The organism is Mesorhizobium sp. M0960, from assembly GCF_040319055.1.
Lineage (GTDB): Bacteria > Pseudomonadota > Alphaproteobacteria > Rhizobiales > Rhizobiaceae > Mesorhizobium.
This window is the reverse complement of the sequence record NZ_JAMYNN010000001.1, coordinates 744,283-763,686: the sequence shown is the minus strand read 5'-3', so window position 1 is coordinate 763,686 and position 19,404 is coordinate 744,283. Positions and strand designations below refer to the sequence as shown.

At 62.6% G+C, this 19,404-nt stretch carries 20 protein-coding genes and 1 tRNA gene; 6 read left to right on the top strand and 15 right to left on the bottom strand.

Translation table 11 applies throughout. The annotated features are described in order from the left end of the window. Positions 1-119: 119 nt before the first annotated feature. The 4 genes from NKH63_RS03820 to tig all read right to left on the bottom strand — a co-directional run bounded on the left by NKH63_RS03820 (position 120) and on the right by tig (position 3,926). Positions 120-1,052, bottom strand: a complete 933-nt coding sequence (locus tag NKH63_RS03820) for a heme o synthase (RefSeq protein WP_023720168.1) — start codon at positions 1,050-1,052, stop codon at positions 120-122. A 147-nt stretch (positions 1,053-1,199) separates the two neighbouring features. Then, positions 1,200-1,553, bottom strand: coding sequence for a c-type cytochrome (locus NKH63_RS03815; RefSeq protein ID WP_502896297.1), 354 nt, complete (start codon positions 1,551-1,553; stop codon positions 1,200-1,202). 212 nt (positions 1,554-1,765) lie between these two features. Continuing rightward, complete coding sequence (locus NKH63_RS03810) at positions 1,766-2,290, bottom strand: hypothetical protein (RefSeq protein ID WP_352482143.1); 525 nt, start codon at positions 2,288-2,290, stop codon at positions 1,766-1,768. 160 nt (positions 2,291-2,450) lie between these two features. After that, positions 2,451-3,926 carry a trigger factor gene (gene tig / locus NKH63_RS03805; protein WP_352482299.1) on the bottom strand — a complete coding sequence of 492 codons (1,476 nt, stop codon included), beginning with the start codon at positions 3,924-3,926 and terminating at the stop codon, positions 2,451-2,453. A 343-nt stretch (positions 3,927-4,269) separates the two neighbouring features. Here tig and NKH63_RS03800 point away from each other — a divergent pair. Next, positions 4,270-4,354: transfer RNA gene (locus NKH63_RS03800), tRNA-Leu, on the top strand. A gap of 148 nt (positions 4,355-4,502) precedes the next feature. Here the strand turns inward: NKH63_RS03800 and NKH63_RS03795 are convergent. After that, entirely contained in the window at positions 4,503-5,084 is a 582-nt protein-coding gene (locus NKH63_RS03795) for a GDYXXLXY domain-containing protein (RefSeq protein ID WP_352482141.1), read from the bottom strand. Continuing rightward, positions 5,081-6,193, bottom strand: coding sequence for a DUF2157 domain-containing protein (locus NKH63_RS03790; protein WP_352482140.1), 1,113 nt, complete (start codon positions 6,191-6,193; stop codon positions 5,081-5,083). The genes NKH63_RS03795 and NKH63_RS03790 overlap by 4 nt, the downstream gene beginning before the upstream one ends. Before the next feature lie 222 nt (positions 6,194-6,415). Between NKH63_RS03790 and NKH63_RS03785 the strand changes: the two genes are divergently transcribed. Then, on the top strand, positions 6,416-6,556 hold the full coding sequence (locus NKH63_RS03785; RefSeq protein ID WP_023720174.1) for a DUF1127 domain-containing protein: 141 nt from the start codon (positions 6,416-6,418) through the stop codon (positions 6,554-6,556). Between the two features lie 48 nt (positions 6,557-6,604). Then, entirely contained in the window at positions 6,605-6,745 is a 141-nt protein-coding gene (locus NKH63_RS03780) for a DUF1127 domain-containing protein (RefSeq protein ID WP_023678914.1), read from the top strand. 336 nt (positions 6,746-7,081) lie between these two features. Here the strand turns inward: NKH63_RS03780 and NKH63_RS03775 are convergent, their stop codons facing one another. Beyond that, positions 7,082-7,633, bottom strand: a complete 552-nt coding sequence (locus NKH63_RS03775) for a hypothetical protein (RefSeq protein WP_245278626.1) — start codon at positions 7,631-7,633, stop codon at positions 7,082-7,084. Positions 7,634-7,782: 149 nt separating this feature from the next. Between NKH63_RS03775 and trmFO the strand changes: the two genes are divergently transcribed. Next, positions 7,783-9,192: a methylenetetrahydrofolate--tRNA-(uracil(54)-C(5))-methyltransferase (FADH(2)-oxidizing) TrmFO gene (trmFO, locus tag NKH63_RS03770; RefSeq protein WP_023720176.1), complete on the top strand. Its 1,410-nt coding sequence runs from the start codon at positions 7,783-7,785 to the stop codon at positions 9,190-9,192. 26 nt (positions 9,193-9,218) lie between these two features. Here trmFO and NKH63_RS03765 read toward each other — a convergent pair whose 3' ends face one another. From NKH63_RS03765 to yajC, 4 genes are read right to left on the bottom strand one after another with little or no spacing between them, the layout of a single operon-like run. Then, positions 9,219-10,046 carry a phytoene/squalene synthase family protein gene (locus tag NKH63_RS03765; RefSeq protein WP_023720177.1) on the bottom strand — a complete coding sequence of 276 codons (828 nt, stop codon included), beginning with the start codon at positions 10,044-10,046 and terminating at the stop codon, positions 9,219-9,221. Positions 10,047-10,071: 25 nt separating this feature from the next. Then, on the bottom strand, positions 10,072-10,461 hold the full coding sequence (locus tag NKH63_RS03760; protein ID WP_352482138.1) for an Mth938-like domain-containing protein: 390 nt from the start codon (positions 10,459-10,461) through the stop codon (positions 10,072-10,074). Between the two features lie 15 nt (positions 10,462-10,476). After that, a complete protein-coding gene (gene secDF / locus NKH63_RS03755) occupies positions 10,477-13,029 on the bottom strand; it encodes a protein translocase subunit SecDF (RefSeq protein ID WP_352482136.1) in 2,553 nt (850 codons plus the stop codon). A gap of 51 nt (positions 13,030-13,080) precedes the next feature. Further along, positions 13,081-13,422, bottom strand: a complete 342-nt coding sequence (gene yajC, locus NKH63_RS03750; RefSeq protein WP_352482135.1) for a preprotein translocase subunit YajC — start codon at positions 13,420-13,422, stop codon at positions 13,081-13,083. Here yajC and NKH63_RS03745 point away from each other — a divergent pair. Together NKH63_RS03745 and NKH63_RS03740 are read left to right on the top strand one after the other, a co-directional pair. Further along, complete coding sequence (locus NKH63_RS03745) at positions 13,328-13,549, top strand: hypothetical protein (protein ID WP_210164500.1); 222 nt, start codon at positions 13,328-13,330, stop codon at positions 13,547-13,549. The genes yajC and NKH63_RS03745 overlap by 95 nt on opposite strands. Before the next feature lie 160 nt (positions 13,550-13,709). After that, positions 13,710-14,585 (top strand): ATP-binding protein, encoded by an 876-nt coding sequence (locus tag NKH63_RS03740; protein WP_023720180.1) that lies wholly within the window; start codon positions 13,710-13,712, stop codon positions 14,583-14,585. A gap of 96 nt (positions 14,586-14,681) precedes the next feature. Here NKH63_RS03740 and NKH63_RS03735 read toward each other — a convergent pair whose 3' ends face one another. The 4 genes from NKH63_RS03735 to serS form a co-directional block, all read right to left on the bottom strand. After that, entirely contained in the window at positions 14,682-16,214 is a 1,533-nt protein-coding gene (locus NKH63_RS03735; RefSeq protein WP_352482134.1) for a peptidoglycan DD-metalloendopeptidase family protein, read from the bottom strand. A 264-nt stretch (positions 16,215-16,478) separates the two neighbouring features. Next, complete coding sequence (locus NKH63_RS03730) at positions 16,479-17,144, bottom strand: protein-L-isoaspartate(D-aspartate) O-methyltransferase (protein ID WP_352482133.1); 666 nt, start codon at positions 17,142-17,144, stop codon at positions 16,479-16,481. Continuing rightward, a complete protein-coding gene (surE, locus tag NKH63_RS03725) occupies positions 17,141-17,899 on the bottom strand; it encodes a 5'/3'-nucleotidase SurE (protein WP_352482131.1) in 759 nt (252 codons plus the stop codon). Before surE ends, NKH63_RS03730 begins: the two co-directional genes overlap by 4 nt. Further along, positions 17,899-19,203: a serine--tRNA ligase gene (serS, locus tag NKH63_RS03720; RefSeq protein ID WP_352482130.1), complete on the bottom strand. Its 1,305-nt coding sequence runs from the start codon at positions 19,201-19,203 to the stop codon at positions 17,899-17,901. Before serS ends, surE begins: the two co-directional genes overlap by 1 nt. Positions 19,204-19,404: the final 201 nt, after the last annotated feature.

Genomic DNA, 19,404 nt, shown 5'->3' with positions numbered 1-19,404 from the left:
TCTTCTAGACGAAGGTGAAGGTCATGGATGGAAGGACAGTTCTCATACTCGGCCTTGGCGTCGTTATTCTGCTGTTGCTGGGATTTTGTGCTCTGCCAACGTGATGTTTTGAGCCGGGCTCAATAGCCGGCTGACGCGACCACTCGCATTACAATGGTGTCGGCAAGCAGCGCCGCGAAGATCGCGAAAAGATAGACAATCGAATACGCAAACAGCGCCTTTGCCGGCTTCATCTCCTTGTCGGCGACGAGGACCTTCCAGGCGTGCCAAATGAACCCTGCGCCCAACGCTGCTGAAGCAGTGCCGTAGTATCCGCTCGCGAAGCCGAAGGCCCAAGGAAGCACGCCGATTGGCGCCAAGACCAGCGAATAGGCGAAGATTTGTTTTCTGGTCGAGTGCTGGCCGGCCACATTCGGCATCATCGGGATGCCCGCCGCGGCATAGTCGCCGACCTTGAAAAGGGCCAGCGCCCAGAAATGAGGCGGCGTCCAGAGGAAAATGATCAGAAACAGAATGACACTTTCGATGCCGATTGCGCCGGTTGCAGCCGCCCACCCGATCACTGGAGGAAGGGCGCCTGCCGCGCCGCCTATGACGATATTTTGTGGCGTCGAGCGCTTCAGCCACATTGTGTAGATAACGACATAGAAAAAGATAGTGAACGCCAACAACGATGCGGCAAGCCACCCCACCAGCACGCCGAGCGTCATGACCGACAGTGCGGAAAGCACCAGACCGAAGCCGAGAGCTTCGCCAGGCGTGACGCGGCCTGACGGAATTGGTCGCTTGGACGTGCGAGACATCAAGGCGTCTATGTCTGCGTCGTACCACATATTGAGCGCGCCGGCGGCTCCTGCTCCGACCGCAATTGCGCCGATGGCGATTACGGCGATAACTGGATTCATTACGCCGGGCGCCATCATCAGGCCGACGAACGCAGTAAACACGGCAAGCGCCATGACCCGTGGTTTCAAAAGCGCAAGGAAATCACACGCCGTCGCCTCCGAGAGGCGGATGCCGGTATCCTTGAGACGGCTTTCTTCAGTCGACATTCAGACGACCACCGATGGGAACGGCAGCCTAGCCGGCCAATGTCTTTTTTGCAACAAGCCGCCCTCCCCACCGACACTGCCGGCAGATTGCGGCCGAGGCTATGCCTCGACCTGTTTGCGATACCAAGATCCGGCGGAAGAGCCGCGTTATTTGGAGAATTGCTTCAGATAGGCAATGACATTGACGATGTCCTCGTCTTTCTTGAGGCCGGGAAACGCCATCTTCGTTCCTTTGACCATCGCCTTGGGATCGCGAAGGTAGCTCGTCAGTGTGGCTTCGTCCCATTTGACGCCGGACTTGCCGGCCTCGGTCATCGCCTTGGAATAGCTGAACCCCGGATGCGTGCCGGCCGTTCGGCCGATGACGCCGTTCAACGACGGACCGACCTTGTTCTGATCCTTGTCCGCGACGTGGCAGACCTTGCATTTGGCGAAGACCTTCTCACCCGCCGCGGCATCCTGAGCCCACGAGGGGCCGGCGATGACGGTCGCGACCGACATGATGATAAAAAACACAATGGCACGCATGGCATTTCCTCCCTGATCGCCAATTTGCCCTGGCTGACCTGCACAGGCCGACATCTAGTCCGCTGGCATGCGCTCTTGAATGGCAGAACGGATATCCACTGCCTGGAGTTGCGGCACCTACATACCACGGAACCCGGCCGGCAGGTAGAGTTCGGCCATGCAAAGGTTTCATGCGGACAATCTGCTCAAGGCAATTTGGTGTTGCAGGTGGTGGCGATCCGGCCGACCGCCTCTTCAACTCCGGCGAGGTCAAACTCGGCTTTGCCGCGCCCCGACAGCAGCCCGAACCGCCAGGACAGCAGCAGCCGGTCCGCGGAAATCAGTCGCCTGATGCCGTCGGCACCGTCGCGCACCAGCATCCTGCTGCGCGGGCCGACCGACCAGCTTTCGTTGAGCTTGCCGGATTGGTCGACAGTCACCGACATGGCGATGGTTCGGCTGGCGGAAACAGTATCGCTCAGCTGCAGCCATTCGCTCCAACGCGGTTCGCCGGCGGTCCGGCAGGCAATCGTCAATACCGGGCTGTAGCTCAATGCGCCGCCGCCGGTGATGAGCTTGTTGGTAGCGTAAAGCGAGGCGGTGACCAGACCGTCGCTGGTCTTGTCGAACCGCCAGTTGTCGAGAACCGTGTCAGCCTGGGCGATGCCGTAGACCGACGCAAGCAGGAACGCCGCCGCGACCACGCTTCCGATACCGAAGAACTGTCTCAACGATGCCTCCAACAACCGCTGCGATCCGCAACCCAGCGCAGATAATCATCAAAGCTTCGTATCGCCACCTCGACCGCCAGATGCGTGAAATCCGTTGCGCCTGCGCCACAACGAAAAAGGCCGCCTCGAGAAGGCGGCCTTTTGGAATTCAGCAGGGACGTTATTCAGCGTCCTTGGCGGCCTTTTTCTTCGGCGCAGCCTTCTTCTTGGGCTCTTCAGCGTCGTCGTCGGCCTTCTTGGTGTCGGCTTTTTTCGCAGCCGCCTTCTTCGCCGGCTTGGCCTTGGTCGTCTCCGTATCCTCGTCGTCGGCCAGCAGCTCTTCCTTGCTGACCTTGACGTCGGTGACCGAGATCTGGCCAAGCAGATGGTCGACCACCTTCTCTTCGAACATCGGCGCGCGCAACGTATTCAGCGCTTCGGGATTGTTGCGATAGAATTCGAAGGCCTCCTGCTGCTGGTTGGCCGGATAGCGACGCACCTGCTCGAACAGGCCGCGCTGCAATTCCTCGTCCGTCACCGTGACGCCCGCCTTCTCGCCGATTTCGGCGAGAACCAGGCCGAGACGCACGCGGCGCTCGGCAAGCCGCATATATTCGGCACGCGCTTCCTCTTCCGTCGTCTCTTCGTCGGCAAAGGTGCGCCCGGCGGCTTCGAGATCGCGGTTGACCTGGTTCCAGATGTTGTTGAACTCGGCCTCGACGAGCTTGGACGGCGCCTCGAACGAGTAGGCGGCGTCGAGCTGGTCGAGCAACTGGCGCTTGACCTTCTGGCGCGTCATCGAGCCGAACTGATTTTCGATCTGACCGCGCACCACCTCGCGCAGGCGCTCCAGCGACTCCAGGCCGAGGTTTTTGGCCATCTCGTCGTTGATCTCAAGTTCGCCGGGCTTCGACACTTCCTTGACGGTCACGTCGAAAGTGGCTTCCTTGCCGGCCAGATGCGCCGCCTGGTAGTTTTCCGGGAAGGTAACCGTGACCTGCTTCTCGTCGCCGGCCTTGCTGCCGACCAGCTGGTCCTCGAAGCCAGGGATGAATTCCTTCGAGCCGAGCACCAGCGGCTGATCGGTGCCGGCGCCGCCGCCGAAGGCTTCGCCGTCGATCTTGCCGACATAATCGAGGGTCACGCGGTCGCCCTCGGCGGCCTTGCCGGTCTTCGGCTCATAAGTGCGCGCCGACTCGGCGACACGCTTGACCTGTTCATCGATCTCCTCATCAGGCACTTCGAATACCTGACGCGTCACCTTGATGTCGGAGAAATCCTTGATCTCGATCGGCGGAATGACCTCGTAGTTCAGGCGGAACTCGAAATCTGCGCCACCAGCCAGGATCTTCTCGGCTTCCTTCTCGTCCTCGGTCATGATCACTTCTGGCTGCATGGCAGCCTTTTCGCCGCGCCCGGTGATGATCGAACGGGTCGAATCGTTGAGGATCTCGTTGACCACTTCGGCCATGAACGATTTACCATAGACTTTGCGCAGATGCTGCACCGGCACCTTGCCGGGGCGGAAGCCGTTGATGCGGACCTTGTTCCTGGCATCGGAGAGCCGCGCCATCAGCTTGGCTTCCATGTCACCGGCCGGCACGGTGATCTTGATCTCGCGCTTGAGACCGGAGTTGAGCGTTTCGGTGACCTGCATCATAAAACCTTTGTTTCCACCAATGAGGCCGTCAAACGGCCCCTGCCGTTCACAGCCTGCCGGTATGATCTTGCCGGGAATGGCTTTTGGTGCGGGACTTGGCGATTTGTCCGCCCAACGCGGCACAAATCCTCCAGAAATACGCTCCAAAATGTGAGTAAGTCTTTGTTTTTCCTACTTCTTATCACATTCTGCAGAAGCGGATCGTCGCGTCCCGTCACATTCGACACGCCTTTTGTCACAGGCGACGCTGATTTTCAACCATCTTTGCATTCCGGCCAATGATGCCGATGTGGGCTCTGACATTGACAGAATGATGGCTACATGGGATTGGCCGGGCAATGCGGATGTGGCGGAATTGGTAGACGCCCTGGATTTAGGTTCCAGTGCCGAAAGGCGTGGGGGTTCGAGTCCCTTCATCCGCACCACCCTTCGCTCTTCGAGCTTCGGGTGGCAGGCCGCTCGAAGCTCGTTAGACGAAGGAGTGCCCTCCGAAGCCTTGGCGGAGGAGGACAGGCGCCACTATGGCGCACCATTTCGATCCCCCGAGCGCCGACACCTAGATTCTTCCACGCTTCAATAGAGCGGCTCCTCGAACAGCGTCTTGTCGCCGTCCACCAGCGCCTTGATCTGCGCCGTGCCGTTGGCCGCGATCGCGACGCGGATGCCGAACGGCCGCACCCGCATGTCGTTCTGGATCGCCATGCCCTCGCCCTCCGGCAAATAGAAGCGCTCGATGCCGTAATCCGGCGCGATCGTCGTGGCTGCGCTGAGATCCGAGCCCTCGGAGACGTGTCCGACGATATCGGCTTCACCGGATGCTGCCGGCACCGGCGCTTGCCCGAACCAAGCCGCGGTCGGACCCCAATAGCCGTCGGCGCCCGGCTTCAGCCTGACCACGATCGGCGTGTCGTCACTCGCCAGCTTGCCGGGTGGAATGTTGCCGATCAGCTTCACCGGTATGCGCGAAATGTCGTAGCCGAGCAGAATGTAGTCACCACGCAAGAGATCGCGCGGATCGATCGGCTCAACCCTGAGCAGGACTTGCTTGCCGTCGCGCAGGATCGCCGCGCGTCCGGCGATGATCCAACTCAGAAAGCCGATCTGGACGAGCGCCAGGACCAGCGCCGAGATGATCAGTCTTTTGCCGGTCATCATGCTGCTGCACCTGTCATATCCGGAGCGTTCATGCGCTTTTCTATGCGGATGATAATGAAAGCAAGAACGGCGAGAAGCACCGCCGCCGCAAGAAAGAAGCCTGCCGTGTCGAGCATTGATTGCAGCATCACCACATAGATGATGGCGAGTTCGAAGGCGAAGCCCGCATAGGCAACCCAGCGCAGTCCCCGGCTCTCGCGGCCGCCCAGCACGATCGCCGCGACGATGCCGGCCAGCGCAACAGCCGAGGCAATGGCGAAGCCGCTGCTGTAGCTGCTTTCATCCGCCAGTTCGAACTGGATCATCGCCAGGCCGGTGAGAAAGCCGATCAGCGCGTGCAGGGGCAGCCTGCCACCCAGTTGCAAGATCCTGTCGACCGGCCCGGCAGCAAAGATCGCGGCGATAAAAAGCAACACCGACGCGACAACGAGCGGGATAGCGAGTTGCAGCGTGTCATACCGCGTCACCAGGAGCACGAGATAGAACAGCACCGACAGGATGATCAGGTGGCGCGCCGCCTGGCTGCGCGTCCAGAACGAAACGGCAAACAGCACCAGCGCCATGACGACGAAGAGATGCGGGAATTCCGCGCGATACTCGAAGCCTTTCAGGAACAGCCAGGCATCGGCGATGCCGACGGCAGCGACGGTCAGCGGGTTCGAGCGCAGCGCCACCGCCGCCAGCGCCGTGCCGGCGCCCCAGGTGACCACGGCGGAGGCCTCGTCGCCAGACAAATGGTACATCTGGCCGATCAGCGCGATCGATCCGCCGAACGCTGCTGCCGCGACGATCCACAGCGCTTCGCCGATCGCCGCATGGTCACGCATTTTCAGCACCGCGCCGCCGACATAGCCGGCAAGGATAACGGCAAAGAGTGCTGCGACCCGTACCAGCCGCGGGATGACTTCCCAGTTGGCGGCGATGAAGATCAGGATGGCCGCGCCGAACAACAGTGCCGCCATCATCGCCAGGATCGAGCCGAAGCTCAGCGATTTGCGTTCGTTGGCCTCGACGTCGCGCGTCAGCACGTCGGCTGTCGGCGCGTCGATCAGGCCGGCCTGCTGCCATCGTGCGATATCCAACCTGACCCGTGACGAATAGCTCGCCATGCCCCTCCCCCTTTGTTTAGCCCTTTTAGCTCGTCCGCCCAAGCGTTTGACCTAACGGCATTTTCCGATCTGGGCAGAAAACTGGACGCGCGTTAATGCTGCAATGCACAATTTGCATTGCTGCCATGCACCAATAGCGCTTTTAAATCGATATGACCCCTCTTATCTTCACGGTGCACACAAAGACGGAATGATCCGAAAGAAAGACGAAACGAGAATACCATGAACCTGATCCGCAACTATCGCAACTGGCGCCGCTACCGGGACACCGTTTCTGAGCTGAGCCGCCTGAGCACCCGTGAACTGACCGACCTCGGCATCAGCCGCGGCGACATCCACTACGTCGCCCGCAAGGCGGTCTAATCCTTTCGGACCGCAAATGGTCCGAACCAGTTTTGAAAGAGAACGACAATGAACCTGATCCGCAACTATCGTAACTGGCGCGTCTACCGCGAGACGGTTACCGAGCTGGGTCGCCTGTCAAACCGCCAGCTCAATGATCTCGGCATCGTCCGCGACGAGATCAAGATGGTCGCTCGCAGGGCGATCTAACCAGCAGAATTTCGCCAGGGTCGACCTCCTCCCCGACCCTGACGGATACGGTCAGCCTTCACCTCCTCCCGAGGGTTGACCACAAAAACGGCGCCCGCCGGACCTCCTCCCCCGGCGGGCGTTGTTTCTAAGAAGGGTTTCGCGCCCTTTCAAATGGCGAAAGGAATTTCGTCAAAGCCGACCTCCTCCCCGGCGATGACGAATACGGTCGATCTTCACCTCCTCCCGAGGATCGGCCAACAAAACGACACCCGCCGGACCTCCTCCCCCGGCGGGTGTTGTTGTTTTCAGGCTCGAAACGCCCCGGGAGCCGTTTTTGGTGGGACGTCCCCGTCGTCAGTCCAGCGCGCCGCTCTTCAGCACGCCTCGCTTCTTCCACTGGCTCAGCGGAAAAATATCCGGCGCGCCGCCCATCGGCGCATACCAGGAATCCACCACCCATTCTGTACCGCCGCGGTCGCTGATCACCGCCGTCCAATGCGGATAGCGCCCGTCGACAAACAGGCCTCGCGAGGCCTTGTCCTCGACCTTATGAAACCTGAGCAGTTTTCGCTCGGCAAGATAGACCAGCAACGCATGCGTATTGGTCGATTCGTCGACACAATCCATCTGGCCCCTGACGCGCGATGCACCGAATTTCGACTGCGGCTGGTCGCGGACGCCGATGGCCTGGAAAATGCGCTGTTCGAAATAGCGGACGGCCTTCGAAATAGCGGAGCGCTCGGCCTGGGGCGAACCCGCGCCCGCACGCAGGATAGAGCGGAAACGCGCACCGTCACTGGGGCCAAGCGCCAGCGTCGTGCGATAGTTGCAACCGTAACCATGGCATATGGGGATCCGCTTGGAAGCCGTCGCGGCCGGTTCGCCGGCCGCTGCTGATCCGCCCACGGCGATCACGACTGTCAGAAATGTCGCTCTGGCAAAGACCCCGAGACTCCCACCCATTCGCAATAGTAGACGATTGCAGCGCGTGGCGGCAACAGCGCGGCTGATTCGTGTAATTGCAATCGCCGCGCCAAGGGATTATTTCGGCGCTCATGAACACAAATCCCATTCACGTCATCGGTGGCGGTCTCGCCGGCTCCGAAGCTGCTTGGCAGGCGGCCGAAGCCGGCATTCCGGTTATCCTGCATGAAATGCGTCCCGTCCGCGGCACCGATGCGCACAAGACCGACGGGCTGGCCGAGCTCGTCTGTTCCAATTCCTTCCGCTCCGACGACGCGCAAGCCAATGCCGTCGGCCTGCTGCATGCCGAAATGCGGCTCGCCGGTTCGCTGATCATGAGCGCCGGCGACGCGCACCAGGTGCCGGCCGGCGGTGCGCTGGCCGTCGACCGCGACGGATTTTCCGAAGCGGTCACCAGAAAGCTCGAAGCGCACCCACTCATCACCATCCGGCGCGAGGAAGTGCCTGGCCTGCCGCCGGCGGACTGGGACCAGGCGATCGTCGCCACCGGCCCGCTGACCGCCCCTTCGCTCGCCCAGTCGATCGCGGAAGCAACCGGCGCCGACGCGCTCGCCTTCTTCGACGCCATCGCGCCGATCGTCCATTTCGACACGATCGACATGGATATCTGCTGGTTCCAGTCGCGCTACGACAAGGTCGGCCCCGGCGGCACCGGCAAGGATTACATCAACTGCCCGATGGACAAGGAGCAGTACCTTGCCTTCGTGCAGGCGCTGGTCGACGGCCAGAAAACCGAATTCAAGCAATGGGAAGGCACGCCCTATTTCGACGGCTGCCTGCCGATCGAGGTGATGGCCGAGCGTGGCATCGAGACATTGCGTTACGGGCCGATGAAGCCGATGGGGCTGACCAATGCACACAATCCGTCTGTAAAGGCCTATGCCGTCGTCCAGCTTCGCCAGGACAACGCACTGGGCACGCTCTACAACATGGTCGGCTTCCAGACCAAGCTGAAGCACGCCGAGCAGGTGCGCATTTTCCGCACCATTCCTGGGCTGGAAAACGCCGAATTCGCCCGCCTCGGCGGCCTGCACCGCAACACCTACATCAATTCGCCGACGCTGCTCGACGCTTCGCTGCAGTTGAAGTCGCGGCCCGGCTTGCGTTTTGCCGGCCAGATCACCGGCTGTGAGGGCTATGTCGAGAGTGCCGCCATCGGCCTGCTCGCCGGGCGTTTCGCCGCCGCCGAAAGGCTTGGCCATGCGCCGTCGCTGCCGCCGTTGACCACCGCTTTCGGCGCGCTGCTCAACCACATCACCGGCGGCCATATTGTCTCCGACGACGAGCCGGGAAAGCGCTCTTTCCAGCCGATGAACGTCAATTTCGGCCTGTTCCCGCCCGTGGACGCGCCAAAGATCGAAGGCAAGCGACTGCGCGGCAAGGACAAGACGGTCGCCAAGCGGCACGCGGTGACATCGCGCGCGCTCGCCGACTGCCGCGAATGGCTCGGGCTGCCGGCGCAGGCGGAAGCTGCGGAATGACGGTCGGGTTGGCTACGCGGCAGCCTTTATGCGACCGGCCAGCCCCGCGTTGCGCGCCGGAACAAGAGCCAATGCCGGTGCAAGGCCGAAAGCCGCACCGCGCCATCAAGCGGTGAATGGCGGGAGCCGTCCATCTTGCCGAGATAGGCGCCCGTCAGCGCCAGCGGCAGAAACGCCGGACGCAGTGAAATCGGCAGGGCGGACGCCCCCTGCTCGAAAGCTGAGAGATGCTCGCGTGCCAGCGCGATCATCGCGGCAACGGCGCGTTCCGCGCCCGGCCCGCCGTCACCTGTAGCGAACTCTTGCGGCGACGATCCCGCCGCAGCCAGAATGTCGGCCGGAACGAAGCACTGTCCCCGCTTACGATGCAGCGGCAGCAGAAGCAGGAGACCGGTCATCGCCTGCGCACAACCTGCCCTGCCGGCAAGTTCGGCAAAGCGCGGTGCTTCGACCGGATCGAGCACCATCGCCGCAAGCTGGATGAGCGCGGCGGCAGTCTCGCCGCAATAGCCTTCGAGATCGGTGCGCGACGGCATCGGGTCGTCATAGAGATCGAAGACGCGCGCTTCGAGCATATTGTCGAAAGCGGCCTTGGGCAGGCGGTGAGCGGAAATAGTCGCCCTCAGCGCGTCGGCCACGGGATGGCCGACCTTAGCGCGATCCTCTTCGGCGGCGATGACGTCTCGCCACCATTGCAGCCGGACTTCACCCGGCAGCGCTTCGCGGATGCGATCGCGTATGCCGGCAATTTCGGCGTTGAAGGCATAGAGCGAAAACACCGCGTCCCGCTTGTCTTCGGGCGCGTAGAGCGCGGCGAGATAGCGGTCATGATCGGCGGCGCGCACCGTCTCCATGACGGCTTTGGTGTTTTCGGCCACGTCAGTCGACGGCGATGAGTGCTGCGGCCACGGCGCGGTCTTCAGCCAGCAGCACGTTATAGGTCCGCACTGCCGCCCCGGTCGACATCGGATCGGCGGAAATGCCGGCATCCTTCAGCGCAGCACGCAACGCCGCCGGCAATGGCCTCAGATCCTTGCCGCTGCCGACCACCAGGATCTCGACCTTGTCGGCCTCGTTGAACAGCTTGGTGAAATCCGCTGCCGTCAGCGCCAGCGGATCGGCCGGCTCCCAGCCATAGATGCCAGAAGGCAGGCACAGCAGCGAGCCGCGGTGCGACATGTCGGCAAAGCGGAAACCGCCATTGCCGTAAGCCTCGATCGGTGCGCGGCCGGGGAAATGCGCCTCGCGGATGACGATGCCCTTGGCCACGTTTGCGGCAAGCCGTCAGGTGGCTATGGCTTTGCCGCCGCCCACCGGCTTTTCCTCATCGGATGCTGTGGCCTGCGGCCGCAGCTTGAACAGGATAAGCAGTGGCGCGGCGATAAAGATCGACGAATAGGTGCCGAACACGACGCCGAACAGCATGGCCATGGTGAACGAGCGGATCACCTCGCCGCCGAACAGCACCAGCGCCAGCAGCGCCAGGATCGTCGTCACCGAGGTCAGCGTCGTCCTCGACAGCGTCTCGTTGATGGCGTTGTTCAGCAATTGCGGCAGCGGCATTCGCTTGTATTTTCGCAGATCCTCGCGAACACGGTCATAGACGACGATCGTATCGTTGAGCGAATAACCGATGATGGTGAGGATCGCCGCCAGCGACGACTGGTTGAATTCCAGGCCGGTGATGACGAAGAAGCCGATCGTCATGACCACGTCATGCACGGTCGCAACGATGGCGCCGACCGCGAACTGCCATTCGAAGCGGAACCAGACATAGATCAGGATGCCGAGCAGCGCGACAAGCATGGCGATGGTGCCTTGCTTGGCAAGCTCGCCCGAGACCGTCGGCCCGACCACTTCGACGCGGCGGAAATCATACTGGTCCTGCAGCTCGCCGCGCACCTTGTCGATGACGGTCTGCTCGGCATTCTCGCCGCCCTCCTGCGTACCGACGCGGATCAGCACGTCGTTCGGCTCGCCGAACTGCTGAACCTGCACCTCGCCGATATTGAGTTCCGTCAGCCTGCCGCGGATGTCGGCCAGATCGGCATTACCGGACTTGGACTGCACCTCGATCAGTGAGCCGCCCTTGAAATCGATGCCGTAATTGATGTCGATGGTCATGAATCCGACAACCGCGAGGACCGAAAGCACGCTGGACAGCGTGAATGTCCAGCGGCGGATGCCCATGAACGGAATTTTCGTTCCGGGCGGAACGAAAGTCACAGGCGCCCGCGGCAACTCCTTCGGACGGGCCCGGCGGAGCCAGATCGACACCAGCAGGCGGGTGAAGGTGAAGGCGGTGAAGACCGTGGTCAGGATGCCGATGGCATAGGTGACGGCAAAGCCCTTCACCGGCCCGGTGCCGAGATAGAACAGCACCACGGTCGCGATCAGCGAGGTGACGTTGGAATCGACGATTGTGGCCAGCGCCTTGCTGAAACCGGTATCGATCGCCTGGATGACCGAGCGGCCGGCACGTCGCTCCTCGCGGATGCGTTCATAGATCAGCACGTTGGAATCGACCGCCATGCCGATGGTCAGCACGATACCGGCGATACCGGGCAAGGTCAGCGTCGCTCCAAGCAGCGACAGCAGCCCGACGATCATCGCCACATGCACCGCCAGCGCGATGTTGGCGAGGAAGCCGAAGAAGCCGTAGGCGACGAACATGAACGCCACAACCAGGATCGAACCGATGATGCCGGCGACTTTGCCGGCATGAATGGAATCCTGTCCGAGGCCAGGGCCCACCGTGCGCTCCTCGATCACCGTCAGCGTCGCCGGCAAGGCGCCGGCGCGCAGCAGCACGGCGAGGTCGTTGGCGCTCTCAGCGGTGAAATTCCCCGATATCTGGCCGGTGCCGCCGGGGATCGGTTCGCGGATCTGCGGTGCCGAAATCACCTGGTTGTCGAGGATGATGGCAAACAGCTTGCCGACGTTCTGTGATGTCGCCTGGCCGAACCGCTGCGCCCCTTTCGAATCGAAGCGAAACGAAACAACCGGCTCGTTGTTCTGGGAGTTGAACGTCGCCTGGGCATCGACGAGGTTTTCACCCGAAACGATGACGCGGTTCTCGATCAGATACGGAACCGGCGGGTCGTCCTGCGAATACAGCACCGAGGATCCCGGCGGCGGACGGCCGTTCAGCGCGTCCTGCACCGGCATCGATTGGTCGACCATCTGGAAGGTCAGCTTGGCGGTCTGGCCAAGAATTTCCTTCAGCCGTTGCGGGTCTTGGAGACCCGGCACCTGCACCAGGATGCGGTCGTCACCTTGCCGCTGCACGATCGGCTCGGTCGTGCCGAGTTCATTGACGCGGCGGCCGACGACCTCGATCGACTGCGTCAGCGCTGCCGAAGTACGATATTTGATGCCCGCATCGGTGACGGTGAACTTGAGCAGGCCGGGCTCGGAATCATCCAGCGTCATCTCCTGGATCGAGCCGCCGCTGAACAAGCCGGCCGCCACCGGATCGGTCAACGTCTTCAACGCCTTCTTGGCAGCCTCGATCTGTGCGGGATCGGTGATGCGGACCTGCACCGTGCGGCCCGTTCCGGCAAGGCCGGTATAGCCGATCTTGGCATCGCGCAGCAGCGTCCTGATTTCGTCGCGCGTCGTCTCCAGCCGATCTTTGATCAGATCGTTCGGATCCATCCTGAGCAGGATATGCGAGCCGCCCTGCAGGTCGAGGCCAAGCGTCATCTGCCGCTTCGGCACCCAGTCGGGCAGCTTGGCCAGCGTGCTGGCGGAAAAAAGGTTGGGCGCAGCGAGGACCACTGTGGCGGCCACGGCCAGCCAGATCAGGATCATCTTGAAGCGCGAAAAATAAAGCATATGGCGTCGTCCGTCAGGGCGTACTGGCGGATCGTTCCGCCGACAATTCGGTTATTTCTTGGCGTTCTGGTTCGCCACCGGCTCGCCCTTGACGCGCACGTCGGTAAGCGTCGAGCGCAGCGCCGTCACCTTGGTGCCGCCGCCAAGGTCGATCTCGAGCTCGTTGTCGTCGATCACCTTGGTAACCTTGCCGACCAAGCCGCCGCCGGTGACAACGGTGTCGCCGCGGCGAACCGCCGCCAGCATCTCGCCGCGCTTCTTCAGCTGCGTGCGCTGCGGCCGGATGATCAGAAAATACATGATCACGAAAATCAGAGCAAACGGCACGATCTGGATAAACATTGCGGACGAGTCCCCGCCGATGCCTTGGGCGTATGCCGGTGTCACGAACATCGAGGTACTCCTGAACTTTGAAAAACAGCCGCAAGGCGGCCCCGCCAAATTTGGCCGGAATATAGTCGGTAACGTTGCCAATGCAACTGCGCTGCCGGGCAAATCGGCTGCTTTTCCGGCCTGGTGAGCCGTGTTAGAGGGTGATCACGAAAAGCGATGCTCGGTTTTCGCAAAAGATCATGCCCGAACAAATGCTTGGGACGAGTTTCGAAACCGCTGAAATCAGGTAGGTTGCCCTACCGCACCGTCCTGAACGCGAAACAAAACGCGAAACAAAAAGACAAGAGATGACCGACAGCCCTATCGATATCCTGCACCAGAAGCTCGACCGCCTGATCGAGGCGGTCGCCCGCCTCGCCCCGCCGCCGGTGCCTCAAACCGACCTCCGCGAGGCCGATTGCTTCGTCTGGCAGGCCGATCCCGGCTATCTGGAACCGGTGCGCAAGGTCAACCGCGTCGATATCGGCCTGATCCGCGGCGTCGACCGCGTCCGCGACATATTGGTCGACAACACCGAGCGCTTCGCCTCCGGCTACGCTGCCAACAACGTGCTGTTATGGGGCGCGCGCGGCATGGGCAAATCGTCGCTGGTCAAGGCGGTACACGCCTCGGTCAACGCTTCGGCGAAGCCCGACGTGCCGCTCAAGCTTATCGAGATCCACCGCGAAGACATCGACACCCTGCCGAAGCTGATGGGCCTGCTGAAGGCAGCGCCGTTTCGCTTCATCTTGTTTTGCGACGACCTGTCATTCGACCATGACGACACATCCTACAAATCGCTGAAGGCAGCACTTGAAGGCGGCGTCGAAGGCCGCCCGGCCAACGTCATCTTCTATGCCACCTCGAACCGGCGGCATCTGTTGCCGCGCGACATGATCGACAATGAGCGCTCGACGGCGATCAACCCGTCGGAAGCGGTCGAGGAGAAGGTTTCGCTGTCGGACCGCTTCGGCCTGTGGCTTGGCTTCCACAAATGTTCGCAGGACGAATATCTCGACATGATCGATGGCTATGTCCGCCATCATGATCTGGCCATCGATCCCGAGACGCTGCGCGCCGAGGCGCTGGAATGGGCGACGACCCGCGGCAGCCGTTCGGGCCGCGTCGCCTGGCAGTTCACCCAGGATCTGGCAGGCCGGCTCGGAAAATCGCTCAAGGACTAGCCGCTCAAGGACTGGCAACAGAAGAAGCCCGCACCTTGCGGAGCGGACTTCCTCGGCGGGCTGAAGGTCAGGCGGCCCGCAAAATCGGATTTTTCTCTATTCGAGATAACCCGACGGATCGACCGGCGCCGAGTTCTTGCGCACTTCGAAATGCAGTTTCGGCGAGTCGGTGGTGCCGCTCATGCCGGACAGGGCGATTTCCTGGCCGCGCTTGACCTTCTGGCCGCGCTGCACCTCGATCGAGCTGGCATGGCCGTAGACGGTGACCAGACCGTTTTCGTGACGCACCAGCACTGTGTTGCCGAATTCCTTGAGGCCGTCTCCGGCATAGATGACGACACCGTTTTCGGCTGCCTTGACCGGCGTCCCCTCGGGCACCGCGATGTCGACGCCGTCCTTGCCGCCGCCGAAGCTGGAGATCACGCGGCCGCGCACCGGCCAGCGCATCTTGCCGATGCCGGTTGCATCCGGCGCCACCGCATCGTCGTCCTCGGCCTGCTGGATGACTTTCGCGTCCTTCTTCGGCGGCGTGTAGGAGGCGAGCGTCTGCGTCGGCGTGCCCTTGGCCGGCGGCTGGGTGGTGGCCGTCGTCACCGGATCGACCTTTGCCGGCTTCGCACTGGCGACGACAGCGGTTCCGCCTGCCGGCACTTTCAGGGTCTGGCCGATCTTGAGCAGTCCATCCTGCATGCCGTTCGCCTGCTTCAGCGCAACGACGCCGACGCCGGTCTTCCTGGCGATGGCGGACAGCGTATCGCCTTGCTGAACCGTGTAGGTGCCGCCGGCTCCGGCCGGCTTGGCCGTCGCCGAAGCAGTTTTTGGCGCGGCCTTTCCATCCTTCGGCTGGCTTGCGGCAGCCGAGGCATCCACCTGCGCGGCGGACTTGCCTTCCCTGACCTTCGGCTGCTGCGGCAGCACGGCCACCTTCTCCGGCGCATCGGCCGGCTGGTCGTGCCTGGTGCCGTTCGCGGGCTTGGCATCGGCGACTTTCGGCGCGGCGCCGTTGCTCGAATACGCATAGGCCGGGATGACGAGCTTCTGGCCGGTCTTCAGCCCTTTGGTCGCGCTCAGCCCGTTGACTTTCATGATGGCGTCGGCCGGCACGCCGTAGCGCCGCGACAGGCCGGAAATGGTCTCACCGTCCTTGACGACGATCTCGGTTGCATGCGGTGCGCCGGCGGCCGTCGCCACGCGCGGCGCGTCGGGCTCGGCGTTCTTGAACGGCCTTGCCGCAGGAGCGACGGTGCCGGTTGCCGTCCTGTCGACACGAGGAGCGGCAGGCGCCAGGGCCGGCGCGGCAGCGGTACGCACCGGGCGAGCGGCGGGTGCCAGGGCGGGAGCCGGCGGCGGCAATTGCTGCGCCGTAACGGGTTCGAGGCTTGAGCGGCTGACCGACTGGGTGTGGCTGCCGTCGATCGGCGCGGCCGCAACATCGCCCGGATAGGGCTGGGCAGCATCCTGCTTGTCGATGATGGCGCGCTGGTTGTTGGTCGAGGCGGTGAACACGTCGTCGACGCTGTTGAACCGCGCCACCTGGGAACTACACCCCGTCGCAGCCCCTGCGATCATGAGGACGGCGCAGCCACGCGCCAGATTGCGTCCGTTTGCCTTCAAAACACTGAATTGCATCGCACTAACCCGCACAGACCCGGTACAACTGAGCCTGATTAAAGCGCGTTAATGTTACCGGTCGGTTAAACCTGTAGAATCAGACGCAAATTTTCTTAAAAATGTTTCGAGGATCGAGCGCCGGGTGTGTTGAGATTCAGGTCAGGCCGAGCCGAAAATGGTGGATTCCGAGAACCGGAGCGGAGCGTACATTTGGGTACGTGAGCACCGGAAGCGGAGGAAGCCGCAATTTGCAGGCCGGCCTCACCTGAATATCGACACACCCTAGATGACCGCCGCGACACTGCGCAGGATCGGCTGCAGACGCACCAGGCCGATATCCTCGCGTTCGAAGCGGCTGCCGACCTTGGTCAGCTTGGCCAGCACCTGCTCGCCCTCGTCGGGTCCGATGGGCGCAATGACGATGCCGCCGCTCGACAATTGGTCGAGCAGGAAACGCGGCAGGCTGTCGAAGGCCGCCCAGGCGACGATGCGGTCGAACGGCGCTTCGTTGGCCAGCCCGTTGGAACCGTCCGCCTGGCGCACGATGACGTTGCCGATGGCGAGTGCCTCGAGACGCTGCCGGGCCTGTTCGGCCAGCGTCTTGTAACGGTCGATGGTGACGATCCGCGCGGCAAGCCGCGACATCACCGCCGCCGTGTAGCCGGATCCGGTGCCGATCTCGAGCACGCGGTTGCCCGGTTCGATGGCAAGTGCCGCGATCACCGCCGCCTGCAGGTCGGCGCCTTCGATGGCCTCGCCGCATTCGATCGGCAGCATACGGTCCGACCAGGCAATCGAGTGGAAATGCGGAGACAGGAAGCCGCGCCGCGGCGTCGCCTCGAAGGCGGCGATCAGCGCCTTCGGCACCGTGCCCCTGCCGCGCAGGCGAAGCAGGAAGGCAGCGAAACCTTCGCGGTCGTCGACCGTTGCAGCGTGATTCAAGTTCATGCGAGCGCCTTGGCCAGTTGATCGCGGATTTCATGCGCGGTGAGATCGAGCTGCAGCGGCGTCACCGACACCAGCCGATTGCGCAAGGCATGGAGGTCGCTGCCTTGCTTGCCCTCGACCGGCTCGCGGCCGAAGCGCAGCCAGTAGTAAGGCAGGCCGCGCCCGTCGCGCCGCTCGTCGACCCACAGGCTGTGGACCAGCTTGCCCTGCGAAGTGACCACAGTTCCGGCGATCTCTTCCGGCGCACAATTCGGAAAATTGACGTTGAGCAGCACGCCGTCCGGCAACGGCATGGCGACGAGCTTTTGAAGCAGCGCTGGCGCCAGCGCCTCGGTTGTCTCATAGGGAACGACGCGGTCCTCGCCGACATAGGAATAGGCTTGGCTGATGGCGATCGAGCGCACGCCGAGCAGCGCGCCTTCCATGGCGCCGGCGACGGTGCCCGAATAGGTGACGTCGTCGGCGATGTTGGCGCCGGAATTGACGCCGGACAGGATCAGGTCGGGCGCTTCGGGCAGGATCTTCTTCACGCCCATGATGACGCAGTCGGTCGGCGTGCCGCGCACGGCAAAGTGTTTTTCGCCGATTTTCCTCAGGCGCAGCGGCTCCGAGATCGACAGCGAATGCGCATAGCCGGACTGGTCCTGTTCCGGTGCCACCACCCAGACGTCGTCCGACAGCGTGCGGGCGATGCGTTCGAGTGATGCAAGGCCCTCGGCATGGATGCCGTCGTCGTTGGTCAGAAGGATGCGCATTATTTCGATTCGATCTTTTCCAGACCGCCCATGTAAGGCCGAAGCGCTTCAGGAATGGTTACGCTGCCGTCCTCGTTCTGGTAATTTTCGATGACGGCGATCAGAGCGCGGCCGACGGCGGTGCCCGAACCGTTCAGCGTGTGGACGAAGCGGTTGCCCTTGCCATCCTTGTCCTTGTAGCGGGCGTCCATGCGCCGGGCCTGGAAATCGCCGCATACCGAGCACGACGAGATTTCGCGATAGGTATTCTGGCCGGGCAGCCAGACCTCGATATCGTAGGTCTTGCGCGCGCCAAAGCCCATGTCGCCGGTGCACAGCGTCATGGTGCGGAACGGCAGGCCCAGCCGCTTCAGCACCTCCTCGGCGCATTCGGTCATGCGCTCGTGCTCGGCAATCGACGAGTCCTGATCGGTGATCGACACCAGCTCGACCTTATTGAACTGGTGCTGACGCAGCATGCCGCGCGTGTCGCGGCCGGCCGAACCCGCCTCGGAGCGGAAGCACGGCGTCAGCGCGGTATAGCGCAGCGGCAGTTTTTCGTGCGGCGTGATCTCCTCGCGCACGAGATTGGTGAGTGGGACTTCGGCGGTGGGGATTAGGCCAAGCCTGCCATCCCCATGCCGGGCGAAGAACAAATCTTCCTCAAACTTTGGCAGCTGCCCAGTCCCGAAAAGCGCCTCGTCGCGCACCATCAGCGGCGGGACGATCTCCTCGTAGCCGTGCTCGGTGGTATGCAGGTCGAGCATGAACTGGCCGAGTGCGCGCTCCATGCGCGCCAGCTGGTTCTTGAGCACCGTGAAGCGCGAGCCGGAAAGCCTTGCCGCGTGCTCGAAATCCATCATGCCGAGCGCTTCGCCGATCTCGAAATGCTCTTTCACCCAATTCGGCCGCGTCGGCAGCTTGCCGACGACGCGCTTGACGACGTTGTCGTGCTCGTCCTTGCCGACCGGCACATCGTCGAACGGCACGTTGGGCAGCACCGCCAGTGCGTCGTTCAGCGCCTTGTCGAGTTCGCGTTCGCGCGCCTCGCCGTTCTGGATGAAGGCCTTGATCTCGCCGACCTCAGCCTTCAGCCGTTCGGCAAGCGCGGCATCGCCCGAGCGCATGGCATTGCCGATCTCCTTCGATGCGGCGTTGCGGCGCTCCTGCCTGGTCTGCAGCTCGGTCAGATGCTCGCGCCGCGCCTCATCCGCAGCGATCAGATCGTCGACGGTGGACTGCGCCGCCTCGGCCGACCACGAGCGCTTCTGGAGCGCGTCGACAAGGGCCTTCGGGTTGTCGCGAATCCATTTGATGTCAAGCATGGTCTGTTCGTCCTCGAGGGCATGTCGCCCAAAAAATGCGCAGCGGTTGTGGGGCAACGACATGCCCAAAACAAAGACCAGAGGGCGTAAACCGCATCTTTCATTGATGCAAGACGGGAACGCCGGCGTTTCTTCACGCCGCCATCTGTCCCGCCGACTTCACAGACGGCAGCACTCGCAACATTTGGTCGAAAGGGAACC